General features: G+C 68.2%; 15 protein-coding genes. 5 read left to right on the top strand and 10 right to left on the bottom strand.

Annotated features, from left to right (window positions below):
* The first annotated feature begins 2 nt into the window (after positions 1-2).
* Positions 3-308, top strand: a complete 306-nt coding sequence (locus tag AB6807_RS10340; RefSeq protein ID WP_116910399.1) for a putative signal transducing protein — start codon at positions 3-5, stop codon at positions 306-308.
* Between the two features lie 16 nt (positions 309-324).
* Here AB6807_RS10340 and AB6807_RS10335 read toward each other — a convergent pair whose 3' ends face one another.
* The 4 genes from AB6807_RS10335 to purB form a co-directional block, all read right to left on the bottom strand.
* Positions 325-885 (bottom strand): YaeQ family protein, encoded by a 561-nt coding sequence (locus tag AB6807_RS10335; RefSeq protein WP_116910398.1) that lies wholly within the window; start codon positions 883-885, stop codon positions 325-327.
* A gap of 34 nt (positions 886-919) precedes the next feature.
* Complete coding sequence (locus AB6807_RS10330; RefSeq protein ID WP_371084725.1) at positions 920-3130, bottom strand: TonB-dependent receptor family protein; 2211 nt, start codon at positions 3128-3130, stop codon at positions 920-922.
* A 16-nt stretch (positions 3131-3146) separates the two neighbouring features.
* A complete protein-coding gene (locus tag AB6807_RS10325) occupies positions 3147-4280 on the bottom strand; it encodes a PepSY-associated TM helix domain-containing protein (protein ID WP_371084470.1) in 1134 nt (377 codons plus the stop codon).
* A gap of 145 nt (positions 4281-4425) precedes the next feature.
* Entirely contained in the window at positions 4426-5805 is a 1380-nt protein-coding gene (gene purB / locus AB6807_RS10320) for an adenylosuccinate lyase (protein ID WP_116910396.1), read from the bottom strand.
* A 130-nt stretch (positions 5806-5935) separates the two neighbouring features.
* Here purB and AB6807_RS10315 point away from each other — a divergent pair, with 130 nt between their 5' ends.
* Positions 5936-6547: a glutathione S-transferase N-terminal domain-containing protein gene (locus AB6807_RS10315; protein ID WP_116910395.1), complete on the top strand. Its 612-nt coding sequence runs from the start codon at positions 5936-5938 to the stop codon at positions 6545-6547.
* Between the two features lie 68 nt (positions 6548-6615).
* Here the strand turns inward: AB6807_RS10315 and AB6807_RS10310 are convergent, their stop codons facing one another.
* The 6 genes from AB6807_RS10310 to AB6807_RS10285 form a co-directional block, all read right to left on the bottom strand.
* Positions 6616-7401, bottom strand: a complete 786-nt coding sequence (locus AB6807_RS10310) for an SDR family NAD(P)-dependent oxidoreductase (protein ID WP_371084469.1) — start codon at positions 7399-7401, stop codon at positions 6616-6618.
* A 5-nt stretch (positions 7402-7406) separates the two neighbouring features.
* A complete protein-coding gene (locus tag AB6807_RS10305) occupies positions 7407-8714 on the bottom strand; it encodes an MFS transporter (RefSeq protein ID WP_371084468.1) in 1308 nt (435 codons plus the stop codon).
* Between the two features lie 16 nt (positions 8715-8730).
* Positions 8731-9945 (bottom strand): cyclopropane-fatty-acyl-phospholipid synthase family protein, encoded by a 1215-nt coding sequence (locus AB6807_RS10300; protein WP_116910392.1) that lies wholly within the window; start codon positions 9943-9945, stop codon positions 8731-8733.
* A 22-nt stretch (positions 9946-9967) separates the two neighbouring features.
* On the bottom strand, positions 9968-10858 hold the full coding sequence (locus AB6807_RS10295) for a DUF1365 domain-containing protein (RefSeq protein WP_371084467.1): 891 nt from the start codon (positions 10856-10858) through the stop codon (positions 9968-9970).
* Positions 10855-12210 carry an NAD(P)/FAD-dependent oxidoreductase gene (locus AB6807_RS10290; RefSeq protein WP_371084466.1) on the bottom strand — a complete coding sequence of 452 codons (1356 nt, stop codon included), beginning with the start codon at positions 12208-12210 and terminating at the stop codon, positions 10855-10857. The genes AB6807_RS10295 and AB6807_RS10290 overlap by 4 nt, the downstream gene beginning before the upstream one ends.
* A gap of 302 nt (positions 12211-12512) precedes the next feature.
* Positions 12513-13127 (bottom strand): glutathione peroxidase, encoded by a 615-nt coding sequence (locus AB6807_RS10285; RefSeq protein ID WP_371084465.1) that lies wholly within the window; start codon positions 13125-13127, stop codon positions 12513-12515.
* 128 nt (positions 13128-13255) lie between these two features.
* On the opposite strand from AB6807_RS10285, the gene AB6807_RS10280 reads away from it, so the two are divergent.
* From AB6807_RS10280 to AB6807_RS10270, 3 genes are all read left to right on the top strand, one after another.
* Complete coding sequence (locus tag AB6807_RS10280) at positions 13256-14113, top strand: ferritin-like domain-containing protein (RefSeq protein WP_116910388.1); 858 nt, start codon at positions 13256-13258, stop codon at positions 14111-14113.
* Between the two features lie 111 nt (positions 14114-14224).
* Complete coding sequence (locus AB6807_RS10275) at positions 14225-15136, top strand: RNA polymerase sigma-70 factor (RefSeq protein ID WP_371084464.1); 912 nt, start codon at positions 14225-14227, stop codon at positions 15134-15136.
* A gap of 86 nt (positions 15137-15222) precedes the next feature.
* On the top strand, positions 15223-15684 hold the full coding sequence (locus tag AB6807_RS10270) for a carboxymuconolactone decarboxylase family protein (protein WP_116910386.1): 462 nt from the start codon (positions 15223-15225) through the stop codon (positions 15682-15684).
* The last annotated feature ends 35 nt before the right edge of the window (positions 15685-15719 follow it).

Here is a 15719-nt window from a genome sequence, read left to right as displayed (position 1 = left end):
CAATGCGCCGCCTCGCGCAAGCGCCCAACCTCGCCATCGCGACCGTGTGGGCGCACGCCTTGCGCGAAGAGGGCGTGGCCGCCACGGTGCAGCGCGAGTTCCTCGGCGCCGTCATGGGCCAGTTGCCGCCCGACCAGTGCCTGCCCGAGATCTGGATCGACGACGAAACCCAGTTCGATCTGGCGCAGCGCCTGCTGCACGAGCTGCAACACCGCCCGCAGCGCAGCTGGCTGTGCGTGTGCGGCGAGCATGTCGAAGGCGGCTTCGAGCAGTGCTGGCAGTGCGGCGAGATGATGCCGGCGGCCTAGCGCCGGCAGCGCGGAGCTACTTCCAGCGCAGCAGCTCGACGTCGATGCTGTTCTTGCCGTCGCCCAGCGTCAGCGTGTTTTCCTGGATGGTCGCCTGCAGCTGCATGCTGCGTTGCGCGAGCGCGGCCAGTGCCTGCGAGGCCTCGGTCGGCACGCGGTAGACCTTCAGGTTCTGCGGCCGCGTGAGCTTGTTCTCGATGCCACGCCACCAGATCTCGGCCGCGTGGTTGAAGCAGTACACGATCACCTCGTCGGCCTTGCCGCAGGCCTTGATGATGGGCTTGTCTTCCGGCTGGCCGACCTCGATCCAGATCTTCACCTCGCCGGTGAAGTCGCGCAGCCACACGTCGGGCTCCTCGACGTTCGACAGGCCGGCGCCGAAGGCCAGCGTGCCGTCGCCGTGGCAGATGTCCTGCAGCTGGTGGGCATTGAGCGCGAGCGCGACGAGCCGGATCATCATCCGTTCGTCGGTCTCGCTGGGGTGGCGCGCCAGGGTCAGCGCGTGGTCGGCGTAGTAGCCGTGGTCGATGTCGGCCACCGCGAGGGTGGCCTTGAAGATGGTGGATTTGAGGGCCATGGGTGCGCGAGTGTATGCCTGCGCACCCCCGGCCTCAGAACGCCACCGACGCCTGCAGGTACACCGTGCGGGGCTGTCCCACGTACTTGCCGCCGTTGTTGTCCACCGAGCGGTTGAAGTAGCGGCGGTCGAACAGGTTCTTGACGCCCACGGCCAGCTTCAGGTTGCTCATGTTCTTGCCGAAGTCGTAGGCCGCGCGCAGGTTCATGGTGGCGTAGCCGGGGATGTTGCCCAGGCGGCCGGTGGCGTCCTCGATGGTCACGTAGCGCGCGCCGTCGTCCGGCGAACCGGGCGAGCGCTGCTTCGACTGCGCGTAGATGTCGGCATTGAAGGTCCACGGGCCGCGCTCGTAGCGCGCGCCCAGCGACGCCACCTGGCGCGAGTAGAACGGCAGGTCGCGCCCCGCGAACACGCCGGCCTTGGAGGTGGCCTGCGTGTACGTGTAGGTGCCCGACACCGAGAAGCCCTTGAGCGAATCGCTCAGCGTGCCCAGGTCGTAGCGCAGCGCCGACTCCAGCCCGCGGTGGCGCGTGGCGCCCAGGTCGGTCCACTGGCCGACGTCGCCGGTGATGGAGCGCGCCAGCTGCAGTTCCTTGTCGAAGTTGATGTTGAACAGCGTGAGCTCGCCGCTCCAGGCCTCGCCCTTGTAGTGCGTGCCGATCTCGTAGGTCTTGGCCTTCTCGGGGTGCAGGTTGGTGGTCGACTGCGCCAGCTGCGCGTACTGCTGCGGCCCGAAGGACACGCCCGCGTTCGCGAACAGCGACCAGCGCTCGTTCATGCGGTACATCACCGACAGCGTGGGCAGCCACTCGTCGGAGTCGATGGTCGGGGCGATCGCGTTGGTGATGCGGTTGTTGACCAGCGTGTACACGTTGTTGAACGAGCTGATCGATTCATGGCGCACGCCGGGCGTGATCGTCCAGTTGCCGAAGTCGATGCGGTCGTCGATGTAGAACGCGTGCGCGGTCGTGCCGCCCTTGCTCTTCTGGTACGCGGGGTTGGCCAGGCCGTAGGCGTCGAAGCCCGCGCGCGGGCGGTAGTAGGCGCTGCGCGTGGCGGTTTCGGCGGCCTCTTCCTTCAGGTAGCGGTAGCCCACGCTCACCTCCTGCACCACGCTGCCCGAATCGATCAGGCGCGAGTAGCGCGGCTCGATGGCGAAGGTGTTGTAGTCGCGCGGGGCCGAGGTCAGGCGGCGCTGGCCGGCGCTGGTGCCGGTGCCTTCCTGCTCCAGGTGGCTGCCGCGGAACGAGTCGGTGTAGTAGGTGAGCATCTCGAACTTGTTCACGCCGTCGTTGTGCGTGTACTTGATCGAGCCGTCGGTGCGGCGCCCGGTGAATTCGTCGAAGGGCCGGTCCGACTGGAACGGGTTGGCCGCGAACTGCGCCGTGGTCAGCCCGCCCGGCATGCGCCCGCTGCCCTCGAAGTGATGCAGCGACACCGCGATGTCGTCGGTCCTGGAGATGCGGTACGCGCCCTTGAGCATCAGGTCGTCGATGCTCACGTGGTCGTTGCTCTGGCGCCAGCCGTCGCCGTGCGTGCCGGAGTACAGCAGCGCCAGGCCCAGGCCGTTCTCGTTGGTGCCGCCGATGAACACGCTGGGCGTGGTCTTGGTGCCGCCGCCGTGGCTGGCGCTCTCGACGCCCACGCTGGCCTGCGCCGTGAACTGCGCGGGGATCGCGCGCGACACGAAGTTGATGATGCCGCCCACGTTCTGGGGTCCGAAGCGCACCGAGCCCGCGCCGCGCACCACGTCCACCGCTTCCAGGTTGCCCAGCGACAGCGGCGCCAGCGACAGCTGCGGCTGGCCGTAGGGCGCGTAGGCCATCGGCACGCCGTCCAGCAGGATGGTTGAGCGCGGCGACAGCCGCGAGGTGAGGCCGCGCACGCCCACGTTCAGCGAGATGTCGCTGCCACCCGTGCCGTTGCTCTCCTGCACCTGCACGCCGGGCACCTGGCGCAGCACGTCGCGCACGCTGGCCGAGCCGCTTTCCTGGATCTGCTTGCGCTCGATGATGGTCCGCGCGCCGGCGTGCTCGAGCACCTTCGTCTCGCTGGGGCTGCCGAGCCAGTCGCCGGTGACGGTGATGGCGCCGAGCGATGCCGACGGCTCGGCGGCCGCGGGCTCCGCCTCGGCGGCGTAGCCCTGCAGGCTCAGGGGCAGCAGCGCGAGGGCCAGGGCGGTGCGCTTGTGCCGGAGCCTGCGCTGGTTCGGCTGGTGGTTGGGGTGATGGTGTTGGTGCGAGATCAAAGGAAACCCTCTTTTATGTTGTCGAATGCAGTTGTCGCGCGGCCAGCCGCCGCCGCTCGGCGCGCCGGCGCCACCAGAGCCAGACGCCGCTCACGCCCAGCCCGCCCAGCGCCAGCCCCAGCCCCAGCAGCGCGGTGACGATCTCGTGCAGCACCCCGCCGAGCTCGCCGGTGTGCAGCGGAAACACCACCGCCACCATGCCGTTGCCGGTGTCCAGTTGCTGCCACTTGCGCACGGCCAGCACGTCGCCGGTTACGGGGTGGAGCCATGCCGAGCTGATGCCATTCGGGTGCGGGTCGTCCGGCAGGCGAAAGCGCACGCGCACCGGCCGGTCGGCCTTGCCCGGCACCAGCACATAGCCGATCGGCTGGCCCGGAAACACCTGCTGCGCGCGCGCCACGAGCTCGTCCAGCGGCATGCGCGGGCCGTCGGCGGAGCTCTTGGGAATCGTGGGCGCCTTGACCGGCTGCTGGCCCAGCGCCGCGGAGATGTAGCCGCCCAGCGGCCGCCAGGCCATGTAGGCGCCGGTGGCCACCGACACCGCAATCAGCAGCCCGAGCACCGCGCCGCCGGTGCGGTGCAGGTCGAACAGCCCGCGCAGCAGGCCGCGGTCCAGCACGATGCGCAGCGACGGCGGCCAGCGCGCCGGCCACCACAGCACCAGGCCCGTCACCAGCAGCAACAGGTAGGACAGCGCCACGAAAGCGAGGATGGCCTTGCCCGTGCTGTCGAGCAGCAGGCTGCTGTGGATCTTGTAGACGAGGGCGTAGGCGCCCTGCTGGGTGCCGCGCCGGCCCTGCTCGGCGCCGGTGGCCGGGTCGAGGTAGAGCGTGCCGCTCCACTTGCCGCGCACCAGCACCCAGAGCGTTTCGTCAGGAGTGCGCGGCGGGCGCAGCGTGATGTTGGTGTCGGGGCCGAACTCGGCCACGATGCGCTGGCGCAGCGGCTCCAGCGGCAGCGCCGCCGCGGCCGCCACGGCATCACCGGTGCTGCGAGCGACGAAGAGTTCGGAATTCACCCTTCGGTCGATCGGCGAGCCCACCACCAACACCGCGCCCAGCAGCGCCACGAAGGCGAGCACCGGCCCGAGCGTGAGCCCGACCCAGCGGTGAATCTTGAGCCAGAGGCGTCTCAAAGGCGCGCGCATGACCAACGGGGACGGCGAGTCCCGAAAAGCAGGTTGTTGGCTGGCGCCCTGGACGGGCGTTGGCTGGGAACTGGAAGCTGAAAGAAGCCCGTGACCGACGTGAAACAGCCGCCCTCAGGCGGCTGGTGTATCGGTACACGAAGCCTTAGATTCTACTGGCGAGCTCCGCCGCCTTGCCCACGTAGCTGGCCGGCGTCATGGCCAGGAGGCGGGCTTTTTCCTCATCCGGGATCTCCAGCGAGCGAATGAGCCCGTGCAGCGCCTCGGCCGTCACGGTCTTGCCGCGCGTCACTTCCTTGAGCTGCTCGTACGCGCCCTGCACGCCGAAGCGACGCATCACGGTCTGGATGGGTTCGGCCAGCACTTCCCACGAGGCGTCGAGGTCTTCAGCCAGCGCTTCCTCGTTGAGCTCGAGCTTGCCCAGGCCGGTGGCCAGGCTGGCGTAGGCCAGCGTGGCGTAGCCGAAGGCCACGCCGATGTTGCGCAGCACCGTGCTGTCGGTCAGGTCGCGCTGCCAGCGGCTGATGGGGAGCTTCTCGCTCAGGTGGCGCAGCACTGCGTTGGCCAGGCCCAGGTTGCCTTCGGCGTTCTCGAAGTCGATCGGGTTGACCTTGTGCGGCATGGTCGACGAGCCGATTTCGCCCTTCTTCAGGCGCTGCTTGAAGTAGCCCAGGCTCACGTAGCCCCAGATGTCGCGCGAGAAGTCGACCAGGATGGTGTTCGCGCGGGCCACCGCGTCGAACAGCTCGGCCATGTAGTCGTGCGGCTCGATCTGGATGCTGTACGGCTGGAAGCTCAGGCCCAGGCCCAGCGGCGCGGGCGTCTCGATGACCTTGCGGCTGAAGGCTTCCCAGTCGAAGTCGGGCCAGGCGGCCAGGTGGGCGTTGTAGTTGCCGACCGCGCCGTTCATCTTGCCCAGCAGCTGCACCGAGGCGATCTGCGCGCGGGCCTTCGACAGGCGCACCGCCACGTTGGCGATTTCCTTGCCCACGGTGGTGGGGCTGGCGGTCTGGCCGTGGGTGCGCGAGAGCATCGACACGTTGGCGAACTGGTGCGCCATTTCGCGCAGCTTGGCGATCAGGCCGTCGATGGCCGGCAGCACCACCTTCTCGCGCGCGGCCTGGATCTGCAGGGCGTGGCTGGTGTTGTTGATGTCTTCGCTGGTGCAGGCGAAGTGCACGAACTCGGCGGCGGCCAGCAGCTCCGGGCGGGCTTCGAACTTGGACTTGATCCAGTACTCGACGGCCTTCACGTCGTGGTTGGTGGTTTTTTCGATTTCCTTGATGGCCAGCGCGTCGGCCTCGGAAAAGTGGGCGACCAGGCCCAGCAGGTACTTACGGGCGCCGCCCGTGAGGGGCTTGAATTCGGCGAAGCCGCAGTCGGACAGCGCAATGAACCACGCCACCTCGACTTGCACGCGCCGGTGCATATAGCCTTGCTCGCTCATCAGCGGACGCAACGCCGCGAGTTTGGCCGCATAGCGGCCGTCAAGGGGGGAGAGGGCGGAAACGGTGGAAAAGCTCATGCCCGAATTTTAGGCGGCTGCCGGTCCGTGGGGTGCTGCCTACACATGGGGTTCGATTTGAGGCTCTGGTTTTCCCGTTCACCTAAAATGACTATTAACAAACGTTTTCACGCTTAGGGAGAGAGCCTTCATGAAACTGATCGGATCCGCCGCCAGCCCTTATGTGCGCAAGGTGCGCGTGGTGCTGGCCGAAAAGCGGCTCGATTACCAGTTTGTCATCGAAGACGTCTGGGCTGCCGAGACCACCATTTCCAGCTCCAACCCGCTGGGCAAGGTTCCCTGCCTGATCATGGAAGGCGGCGAGGCGATGTTCGACTCCCGCGTGATCGTGGAATATCTCGACACGCTGTCTCCGGTAGGCAAGCTCATTCCGCAGCAGGGCCGCGAGCGCGCCGAGGTCAAGACCTGGGAGGCATTGGCCGACGGCGTGATGGACGCCGGCGTGCTCTGGCGCCTGGAAGCCACCTGGGCCGGACGCAACGACGGCGAACGCAGCGCCGCCTGGATCGAGCGCCAGCGCACCAAGGTCGAGGACGGCGTGGCCGCCATGGCCAAGGGCCTGGCCGACAAGCCCTTCTGCAGCGGCATTCACCTGAGCCTGTCGGACATCGCCGTGGGCTGCACGCTGGGCTGGCTGAACCTGCGTTTCCCTGAAATCGACTGGCGCGCCGACTACAGCAACCTCGCCAAGCTGTACGACAAGCTCATGCTCCGGCCGAGCTTCATCGACACCAAGCCCTGAAGAGCTCAGCAAGCTCCAGAGGCCCCGAAAAGTCGGAACCAAGGCGCCTCACGGCGCCTTGGTCGTTTCTAGAGCCCGGTGAACCGCGCTACCGCCGGAAAGTACAGCCGGTACGGCAACAGCCGCATCAGCTTCATCCAGAAGGTGAACCGGCGCGGAAAGTGGATCTCGAAATGCCCCCGGCGCCAGCCTTCGAGCATGGCATCGGCGGCCGCGGCGGGCGTGATCAGCGCGGGCATCCTGAAGTCGTTCTTCGCCGTGAGCGGGGTGTCGACGAAGCCCGGCTGCACCAGGCTCACGCCGATGCCGCGCGCGTGCAGGTCCACGTACAGCACCTCGGCCAGGTTGGCCAGTGCCGCCTTGGTGGGCCCGTAGGCCAGGCTCTTCGGCAGGCCGCGAAAGCCGGCCACGCTGCCGGTGATGGCGATGTGGCCCGCGTTGCGCGCCACGAAGTCGGGCAGCACGGCCGCCAGCACGTGCAGCGCGCCCACGTAGTTGACCTGCTGGTGCGCCAGCATCGTGTCGAGCGCGAAGGCGTCCGCGCGCAGGGCGTCGTACATGGCCGCGTTGTGCAGCACGAAGTCGACGCTGCCGGTGGCCGCGCGCAGGTGCGCGTGCGCGGTGGCCACGGCCGCGGCGTCGCGCACATCCAGCGGCAGCACGATCACGCGCGGGGGCTGCCCCGCCTCGTTGTGCAGCGCCGCCAGTTCGTCGAGCGCCTCGCCGTTGCGCGCCGACACGCCCACCCGCGCCCCGCGCGCGAGCAGCGCCAGCACCGTCGCGCGGCCGATGCCCGACGAGGCGCCCACGACCCACGCCGTCTTGCCCTGCCAGTCGGTCAGCGGCGGATTCATTGGCTTCAAGGAGAAACTTTCGGCAGCGGCAAGGAAGAGGAGCCGTTGGACGGGCGAATCACCAGCGCCCACAGCGCCAGCCCCGCCGCCACCTTCAGCACGCAGGGCAGCAGGCAGTACGCCAGCGACAGCGCCTGCAGCGCGCCGACTTCGCGCGCGCCGGGCACGTAGCCGGCCAGCCCGAGCAAGGGCAGGGCGAGCCCGGCGGACAGCGCCAGGTTGAGCTTGGTCGCGAAGTTCCACCAGCCGAAGTAGGCGCCAGCGTGGGGCTGGTCGCCCGCCTCGGCGATGAGGCCGGCCAGCATCGCGCCCGGCAGCACCAGGTCGGAACCGATGGCGAAGCCCGACAGCGCGCACACCACCAGGAACGGCACCGCGTCGCCCGCGCCCATGGCACCGGCCCAGGCGAACACCGCCACCGACATGCACATGCCGCCCAGCCATGAGCGCGCCAGCCCGAAGCGCCGCACGATGCGCAGCCACACCGGAATCGACGCCGCGGCCATCACGAAGTAAAGCCCGAGAAAGGCCGGCTCCAGCGAGGCAGGCGCCTGCAGCCGGTCTTGCACGAAGAACAGCACCAGCGTGGCCGGCACCGCGCTGGCGATGCCGTTGAGCACGAACACCGCGAGCAGCCGGCGGAACGCGGGGCGCCGAAGCGGCAGGCGCAGGTCGACTGGCGCGTGGAGCGCCGTGCCGCGCACCGGCCGGGGCGCCCGCGTCCACAGCGCCCAGCCGAGCACCAGCAGCACGCCGAACAGAGCCACCATCGCCGGCAGGCCCGCCACCGTCGGCACCACCGACGCCAGCACCACGCCCACCAGCCCCATGCCTTCGCGCCAGCCCACGATGCGCCCGCGCTGCAGCGCGTCGCCGCCCAGCATCGCGCCCCACGACTGGTGCGCGATGCTCAGCATGCTGTAGCCCGCATAGGTCACCGCCAGCAGCACGGCCGCCGCCACCAGCAGCGCGCCGTGGCGCGCGGGGTCGACCAGCAACTGCGGGAAGAACAGCAGCCCGAAGCCCAGCAGCAGCACGCCCGCGGCGAAGGCGCCGAAGCCCAGCACCGCCTGCGGCGAGCGCGCATGCAGCCGGTCGCTCAGCCGCCCCAGCAGCGGGTCGACCAGCGCATCGAGCAGCCGCGCGCCCAGCAGCACCGCGCCCAGCGTGGCCAGCGGCACGCCGAAGGCGCGCGCGTAGTGGTTGGGCAGCAGCACGTACAGCGGCAGCGCGACGAACGCGAGCGGCAGCCCGAGCAGTCCGTAGCGCAGGCCGTCGAGGGTTCCGAAGCGGGAAGGAGAAAGAGGGGGCACGGAAGGCCGCGCGCTGCTAGCGCTTGCGCAGCGTGTACTGCACCACGTCGATGTTGGCCTGCGAGAACGCGGCCTCGCAGTAGGCCAGGTAGAACTCCCAGATGCGCATGAAGCGCTCGTCGAAGCCCAGCTGCAGGATGTGGGCGCGCTGCGCCAGGAAGCTCTCGCGCCAGCGGCGCAATGTTTCGGCGTAGTCGGCGCCGAAGGCGAATTCGTCGATCACGTCCAGCCCCGCGGCCTCGGCTTCGCGGCGGAACTCGCGCGGGCACGGCAGGCAGCCGCCCGGAAAGATGTACTGCTGGATGAAGTCGGTCGAGTCGATGTAGCGGTCGAACAGCTGGTCGTCGATCACGATGCTCTGCACGCAGGCGCGCCCGCCCGGCTTCAGCAGCCGGCTCACGCTCTGGAAGTACGTCGGCCAGTATTCGCGGCCCACGGCCTCCACCATCTCGATGGAGCACACGGCGTCGAAGGGCGCGTCCTGGATGTCGCGGTAGTCCTGCAGCCGCAGGTCGGCGCCCATGCCGGCGGTGCGGTTCTGGGCGAAGGCCAGCTGCTCGGTGGACAGCGTCACGCCCGTGACCGAGGCGCCGAAGTCGGCGGCCGCCATTTCTGCCAGCGCGCCCCAGCCGCAGCCGATTTCGAGCACGCGGTCGCCGGGCTTCACCGCCGCCAGCTCGAGCGCGCGGCGCACCTTGGCGCGTTGCGCCACGGGCATCGGCTTGGCGAGGTCGCCTTCGAACCAGGCCGACGAGTAGTTCATGGTCTCGTCGAGCCACAGCTTGTAGAAGGCGTTGCCCAGGTCGTAGTGCGCGTGGATGTTGCGCGAGCTGCCGGCCTTGCTGTTGCGGTTCATGATGTGCCGCACCCGGTACACCAGCCGGCCGAACCAGCTGCCGTACACCACGTCCTCGATGGCGCGGCGGTTGGCGATGAACACCTTGATGAGTTCGGTGAGGTTGGGCGTGGTCCAGTCGCCGGCGATGTAGCTCTCGGCAAAGCCGATGTCGCCCGACTTCAGCGCCGCGTGGCACACGTTCCAGTTGCGCAGCGTGAGCGAAGCCGTGGGGCCGCTGCCCGGCGTAGCGCCGAAGTGGCGCACCGAGTCGTCCGGCAGGCGCACGGTGAGCGAGCCGTAGGCCAGCCGCTGCAGCAGGCCGAGCACGGTGCGTGCGGAACCGGGCGCGTCTTGGGGAAGCGAAAAGCGGGTGGCCGTGGTGGTGGACGTCATGGAAATACCTTGGTACGTCGCACTACGGTGCGAGCTTGCTGGGGGCGGCCTGGCGCGGCTCGCGGGAGGTCGCCTGCTGCGGTTGCGGCAGCGTTGGATACGGCTGTTGCGGCGGTTGCTGTGGCTGCTGGTTGTCGCGCGAAACGAAATGGGTGGGCGCTGCCGGCTTGGCAATGAAAGGCACGCGCTTGAACCAGAGCTTCGCGGCCTGCCAGTGGATGCGCGCGATCAGCCCGAAGGTCATTGCGGGGTAGCGCCACAGCGCGCGCCGCACGTTGGCGGGCGTTGCCAGCACCAGGTCGCCGCTCACGCTGGTCTGCAGCAGCGGGCCGTCGGCGGCGTCGTGGTCGATGCGCACCACGGTGCGGGTCATGTCGGCGTCGACGAAGAAGCGAAACCGGTAGCTGCCGCTCACGTGGCAGAACGGCGACACATGAAAGGCCTTGCTCGCCTTCAGCTCCGTGCCGTACACAGGCCGGTCGAGCAGGTAGCAATGGCGCTCGCCGAAGGTGTTGTTCACCTCGACCACGATGGCGCGCAGCACGCCTTCGCGCGTGTGGCAGTACCAGAAGCTCACAGGCTTGAAGGTGTAGCCGAGCACGCGCGGGTAGCAGTGCAGCCAGGCTTCACCGGCGGCGTCGTGGATGTGGTGCGCTGCCAGCAGCTCGTCGAGCCAGGCCAACGCGCCGCCCTGTGCGGGCGTGCGGCCGTCGCCATGGTCGACGTCGTGGAACGACAGGGCGCCCGCGCGGTTGACGGCCAGGCTGTCGCTGCCGTGCGCGCGCAGGGTGCGCATGGGCAGCATGAGGAAATAGGTCGGGTAGACGAAGGCGTTGCGCGCGGGGCGCAGGCGGGCATGGCGCACCTCGCCGAATCCCATCAGCGGGGCCGGCGTCGGTTGCGCGTGGGTCATGCCAGCGCGCTCCCCATCGCATGGGCGGGCGCGTTTTGGCCGGCCAGGCGGGCGCGCAGGCCCTCGGCCGCGGCCAGGCCGGCTTTCAGCCCGTCCTCGTGGAAGCCGTAGCCCATCCACGCGCCCGCGAACCAGGTGTTGCGCTGGCCTTGCAGGGCGGGCACATCGGCTTGCGCGCGGATCGCGGCAAGGTCGAGCACCGGGTGGTCGTAGTCGTATTCGGCCATGACCTGACTACGCTGGATCTCGCGCACCGGATTCAACGAAACGACGACCGGTTGTTCCCAGGGCAGCGGCTGCAGCTTGTTGAGCAGGTAGTGCAGGCAGACCCGGCCCGACTCACGCTCGCCGGCGGCCGCGCGCTCGTAGTTCCAGGCAGCCCAGGCCGAGGGGCGCCGGGGCAGCACGCCGGCGTCGGTGTGCAGCACGGCGTGGTTCGCCTGGTAGCCGATGGCGCCCAGCACCGCGGCCTCGGCCCGGCTGGCGCCGCCGCCCAGCAGCGCGAGCGACTGGTCCGAATGGGTGGCGAGCACCACATGGTCGAAGTGCTCGCTGCCGGCGTCGGTGGCCAGCCGCACGCCATCTGCGGCGCGGTCGATGTGGCGCACGGGCGTGTTCAGCCGCGTGTCGGGCAGGCCCGCGACGATCTTCTCGACGTAGTGGCGCGAGCCGCCGCGCACGGTGCGCCACTGCGGCCGGTTGGCGATCTGGATCAGGCCGTGGTTGTGGCAGAAACGGATCATGGTCGCCACCGGGAACGCCAGCATCTGGGTGGTCGAGCAGCTCCAGATGCAACCCATCATCGGCAGGAAGTACCAGTCGCGAAACGCCGCGCCGAAGCGGTGGTCGTCTAGGAACTGGCCCAGCGGCTGGGCCAGCTCGCCCTCGGTGCCGGCCAGGGCGATGCGGGTGGTCAGGCGGTTGAACCGCAGCAGGTCGCCCAGCATGCCGAGGAAGCGGGCGTCCACCAGGTTGCGCCGCTGGGCGAACACGGTGTTCAGGTTGTTGCCGCTCCATTCGAGCGAGCCGCCGTCGTCGCGCGTGGCCTGCACCGAGAACGACATTTCCGACAGCGCCGTGTCGACGCCGAGTTCGGAGAAAAGCCGGATCAGCTGGGGGTAGGTGCGGTCGTTGTAGACCAGGAAGCCGGTGTCGACGCCGTGGGCGACGCGGGTGGGGTCCGAGGCGGAGCGTGGAAGCTCGATCGTTGCCGTGTGGGCGTGGCCACCGAAGTAGTCACTGGCTTCGAAGAGGGTGACGGCAGCCACGTCGCGCAATGCGTGGGCCGCGGCCAACCCGGAAATGCCGGCGCCGATGACGGCCACGCGGGCGGGTGACGTCACGGTGGTCATGACGCACCCCCCGGCCGGCGGGAAGACAAAAATGCTGCGAGGCGCCCCGACGCGAAGGAGGGAGGGAGGGAGGAGGAGAAGAATCGCCTCGGGATTTCGACCGGACGGCAGGCGCCCGGAAGACCTCGCAACATGAAAACCGGTGGGCACTCACTGCCCACCCGATTTAGGAGCGCGGCATCCGCAGCACGGTTCCCGCGCGTTTCGTAAACGTTTGTTTCTCTCGGCTCACGGAGTTCACATTGATTTGGACGCATCGGTAAATAATATTACCGATGCGTCTTCTTGTGAACTGGTCAGTCTCAATTTGGCCCGAGCTGCTTCTCGATGACGTTCACAAAGCCGTTCTCGTCAGGCGCCGTCATGCTCGACCACGCCTGCACGACCTTGCCGTCGCGCCCGATCAGGTACTTGTAGAAGTTCCACTTGGGCGTGGTGCCCGAGGCCTGCGCCAGCTGCTTGAACAGCGGGTTGGCGTCGCTGCCGCGCACCGAGGTCTTGGCGAACATCGGGAATTTCACGCCGAAGGTGCTTTCGCAGAAGTCGGCAATTTCCTTGTTCGAGCCCGATTCCTGGGCGAAGTCGTTCGACGGAAAGCCCAGCACCACGAGGCCGCGCGAGCGGTATTTGAGGTCCAGCGCCTCCAGCCCCTTGTATTGCGGCGTGAATCCGCAGAAGCTGGCCGTATTGACTACCAGCACCACCTTTCCGGAGTACTGGCACAAGGCCTGGGGTTTTTCGTCCTGCAGTCGCGGGAAGGTGTGTTGCAGGATGGCGGGGCACCCCGCGGCCTGCTCCGCGGCAGGTGCGGCGGGCGTGCCCTGGGCGCTGGCCGGCAGGGCGTGAAATAGGCTCGCCACGAGGGAAATCGCAGGTGCGCAGCGCACCAGCGTCGACAATCGGGAGAGGGTTCGCATGGCGGACTCCAGGTTCGGAAAAGGGGGGCGCATCCGTGTCGTCGAGGCGCACGTATTCGCATCATCGCGCGTCTGTCATGGTCGCGCCAAACGTGCCGACTAAAATCGACGGCCATAGAAAGACATTGATGCTCTATCCGGAACTCTTCAGACAACTCGAATCCGTCCGCTGGGACATGGACAAAGACATTCCCTGGCAGTCGTTCGACGCTTCCTTGCTGACGGATGAGCAGGCGCAGACCATCAAGATGAATGCCATCACCGAGTGGGCGGCGTTGCCGGCCACCGAGATGTTCCTGCGCGACAACCGCCACGATAGCGATTTTTCCGCTTTCATGTCGATCTGGTTCTTCGAGGAACAGAAGCACTCGCTGGTGCTCATGGAGTACCTGAAGCGCTTCAGCCCCAAGCACGCGCCCACCGAGGCCGAGCTGCACGAGGTGCGCTTCGACTTCGACCCGGCCCCGCCGCTGGAAACCCTCATGCTGCATTTCTGTGGCGAAATCCGCCTCAACCACTGGTACCGCCGTGCCGCCCAGTGGCACACCGAGCCGGTCATCAAGCACATCTACACCACGCTGAGCCAGGACGAAGCCCGCCACGGCGGCGCCTACCTGCGCTACATGAAGCGCGCGATGGAAAAGTTCGGCGACGAAGCCCGCGCTGCGTTCACCAAGGTCGGCGTGCTGATGGCCAGCGCCCGGCGCACCGCGCAGGCTCTGCACCCGACCAACCTGCACGTGAACAAGGCGCTGTTCCCCAACGACACCATCCAGAGCCGCATGCCCGACCCGGACTGGCTGGAGCACTGGCTCGACAAGCAGATCAAGTTCGACGCCGTGTGGGAAACCAAGGTGGGCGAGCGCATCCTGCACAACCTGAGCCTGCTGATGAACCGCAGCTTCAAGACCGTGCAGGAGCTGAACCGCTACCGCAAGGAAGTCGCGGCCACGCTGGGCCCCAGGCCCGAGTACCAGGGCGCATAGGCGCAGGGCGCCAGGGCGCACGAGCAACACACCAGAAAGCGCCCCGCACCCCGGGGCGCTTTTTTTTGGCAGCCACCGTCACAAACCACCAACGCCATCCGTCTAGCCTCCATGGACGACGCCACCCTCACCTTCAACCGCCTGCGCCCGCGGCTGCAGGGCATCGCCTACCGCATGCTCGGCTCCATGGGCGAGGCGGAAGAGGTGGTGCAGGACGCCTGGCTGCGCTGGCACGAAGCCGCAAAAGACACCCTCGACAGCGCCGAAGCCTGGCTGGTGACCGTTGTCACTCGCCTGTCGATCGACCGGCTGCGCACCGCCAAGGTCGAGCGCGAGCACTACATCGGCACCTGGATGCCCGAGCCCACGATGACGGGCGCGCCCGACACCCCCGAGCAGCTGCTGGAGCGCGCCGACAACGTTTCCGTCGCGTTCCTGGCCGTGCTCGAGCGCCTGGCGCCGGAGTCGCGCGCCGCCTTCCTGCTGCGCGAGGTGTTCGAGGCCGACTACGAGGACATCGCCAGCACCCTCGGCAAGACCGAGGCCGCCTGCCGCCAGCTGGTGCACCGCGCCAAGTCGCAGGTGCTGGAGGCGCGCCCGCGCTTCAGCGTGTCGCGCGAGACGCACGAGCGCCTGCTGCGCGCCTTTGCCGACGCCGCCGCCCGCGGCAACCTGCAGGACCTGAAGGCGCTGATGTCGGAAGACGCCGAACTCGTCTCCGACGGCGGCGGCAAGGTGCCCAGCTTCGGCAAGATCCTGCGCGGCAGCCAGCGGCTGGCGCAGCTGTATTTCTCGGTCTGGCGCCGGCTGGGCCCGGGCGGCGCGCACATGGTGCTGGTGGACCTCAACGGCGAGCCGGGGCTGCTGCGCTTCATCGACGGCCAGCTCGAATCGGCGCAGACCTTCGAGATCGAGGGTGAGCGCATCGTGCGCATCCGCGCGCAGCGCAACCCGGACAAGCTCGCGCGGATCGCGAACATGGAGAACATCGCTGGAACTGCGCAGGCGCTTTCGTCGAAATAATTCGCGCGGCGTGTCACAGGGCGATCAGTTCGCCCGTCTTCAGTGGGTAAGCAAATTTCATCGTCAACCACCTGAAGGAATTCACCATGAACACCGCCCCCCGTCTCGCCTGGTTCAAGATCGCGCCCAAGGCCTTCCAGGCCATGATCGGCGTCAACGGCGCCATCGAGGCGACCACGCTCGGCAAGAAGCTGGTCGACCTGGTCTTTGCCCGCGTTTCGCAGATCAACGGCTGCGCCTACTGCCTGGACATGCACGTGCGCGACCTGCGCGTGCAGGGCGAAGGCTGGCAGCGCATCAACAGCCTGGCCACCTGGCGCGAAGTGAGCTTCTACGACGCGCGCGAACGCGCCGCCCTCGGCTGGGCCGAAAGCCTGACCCGCCTGTCGAGCGACCACGGCTCGCGCGATGAGGAATACGAGGCTGTGAAGGCCCAGTTCAACGAGCTCGAAATCGTCGAACTCTCGGTGGCCATCGCGCAGATCAACGCCTGGAACCGCCTGGGCGTGGGCATGCAGCTGCCGGTGGCGGCCAAGGCCATCGACTGAGCTCGGGCGCTGAAGGCCTGGAAGGCCCGGAAGGC

This window comes from Variovorax sp. RCC_210, from assembly GCF_041355175.1.
GTDB lineage: Bacteria > Pseudomonadota > Gammaproteobacteria > Burkholderiales > Burkholderiaceae_C > Variovorax.
Note: the sequence above shows the minus strand (reverse complement) of the source record. Positions and strands in the feature narration are given on the sequence as shown.

Bases quoted from the DNA above. Each gene is read 5' to 3' on its own strand.
- AB6807_RS10340 (WP_116910399.1), top strand. From the start codon at position 3: ATGCGCCGCCTCGCGCAAGCGCCCAACCTCGCCATCGCGACCGTGTGG.
- AB6807_RS10335 (WP_116910398.1), bottom strand. From the start codon at position 885: ATGGCCCTCAAATCCACCATCTTCAAGGCCACCCTCGCGGTGGCCGAC.
- AB6807_RS10325 (WP_371084470.1), bottom strand. From the start codon at position 4,280: ATGCGCGCGCCTTTGAGACGCCTCTGGCTCAAGATTCACCGCTGGGTC.
- purB (WP_116910396.1), bottom strand. From the start codon at position 5,805: ATGAGCTTTTCCACCGTTTCCGCCCTCTCCCCCCTTGACGGCCGCTAT.
- AB6807_RS10315 (WP_116910395.1), top strand. From the start codon at position 5,936: ATGAAACTGATCGGATCCGCCGCCAGCCCTTATGTGCGCAAGGTGCGC.
- AB6807_RS10310 (WP_371084469.1), bottom strand. From the start codon at position 7,401: ATGAATCCGCCGCTGACCGACTGGCAGGGCAAGACGGCGTGGGTCGTG.
- AB6807_RS10300 (WP_116910392.1), bottom strand. From the start codon at position 9,945: ATGACGTCCACCACCACGGCCACCCGCTTTTCGCTTCCCCAAGACGCG.
- AB6807_RS10295 (WP_371084467.1), bottom strand. From the start codon at position 10,858: ATGACCCACGCGCAACCGACGCCGGCCCCGCTGATGGGATTCGGCGAG.
- AB6807_RS10290 (WP_371084466.1), bottom strand. From the start codon at position 12,210: ATGACCACCGTGACGTCACCCGCCCGCGTGGCCGTCATCGGCGCCGGC.
- AB6807_RS10285 (WP_371084465.1), bottom strand. From the start codon at position 13,127: ATGCGAACCCTCTCCCGATTGTCGACGCTGGTGCGCTGCGCACCTGCG.
- AB6807_RS10280 (WP_116910388.1), top strand. From the start codon at position 13,256: ATGCTCTATCCGGAACTCTTCAGACAACTCGAATCCGTCCGCTGGGAC.
- AB6807_RS10275 (WP_371084464.1), top strand. From the start codon at position 14,225: ATGGACGACGCCACCCTCACCTTCAACCGCCTGCGCCCGCGGCTGCAG.
- AB6807_RS10270 (WP_116910386.1), top strand. From the start codon at position 15,223: ATGAACACCGCCCCCCGTCTCGCCTGGTTCAAGATCGCGCCCAAGGCC.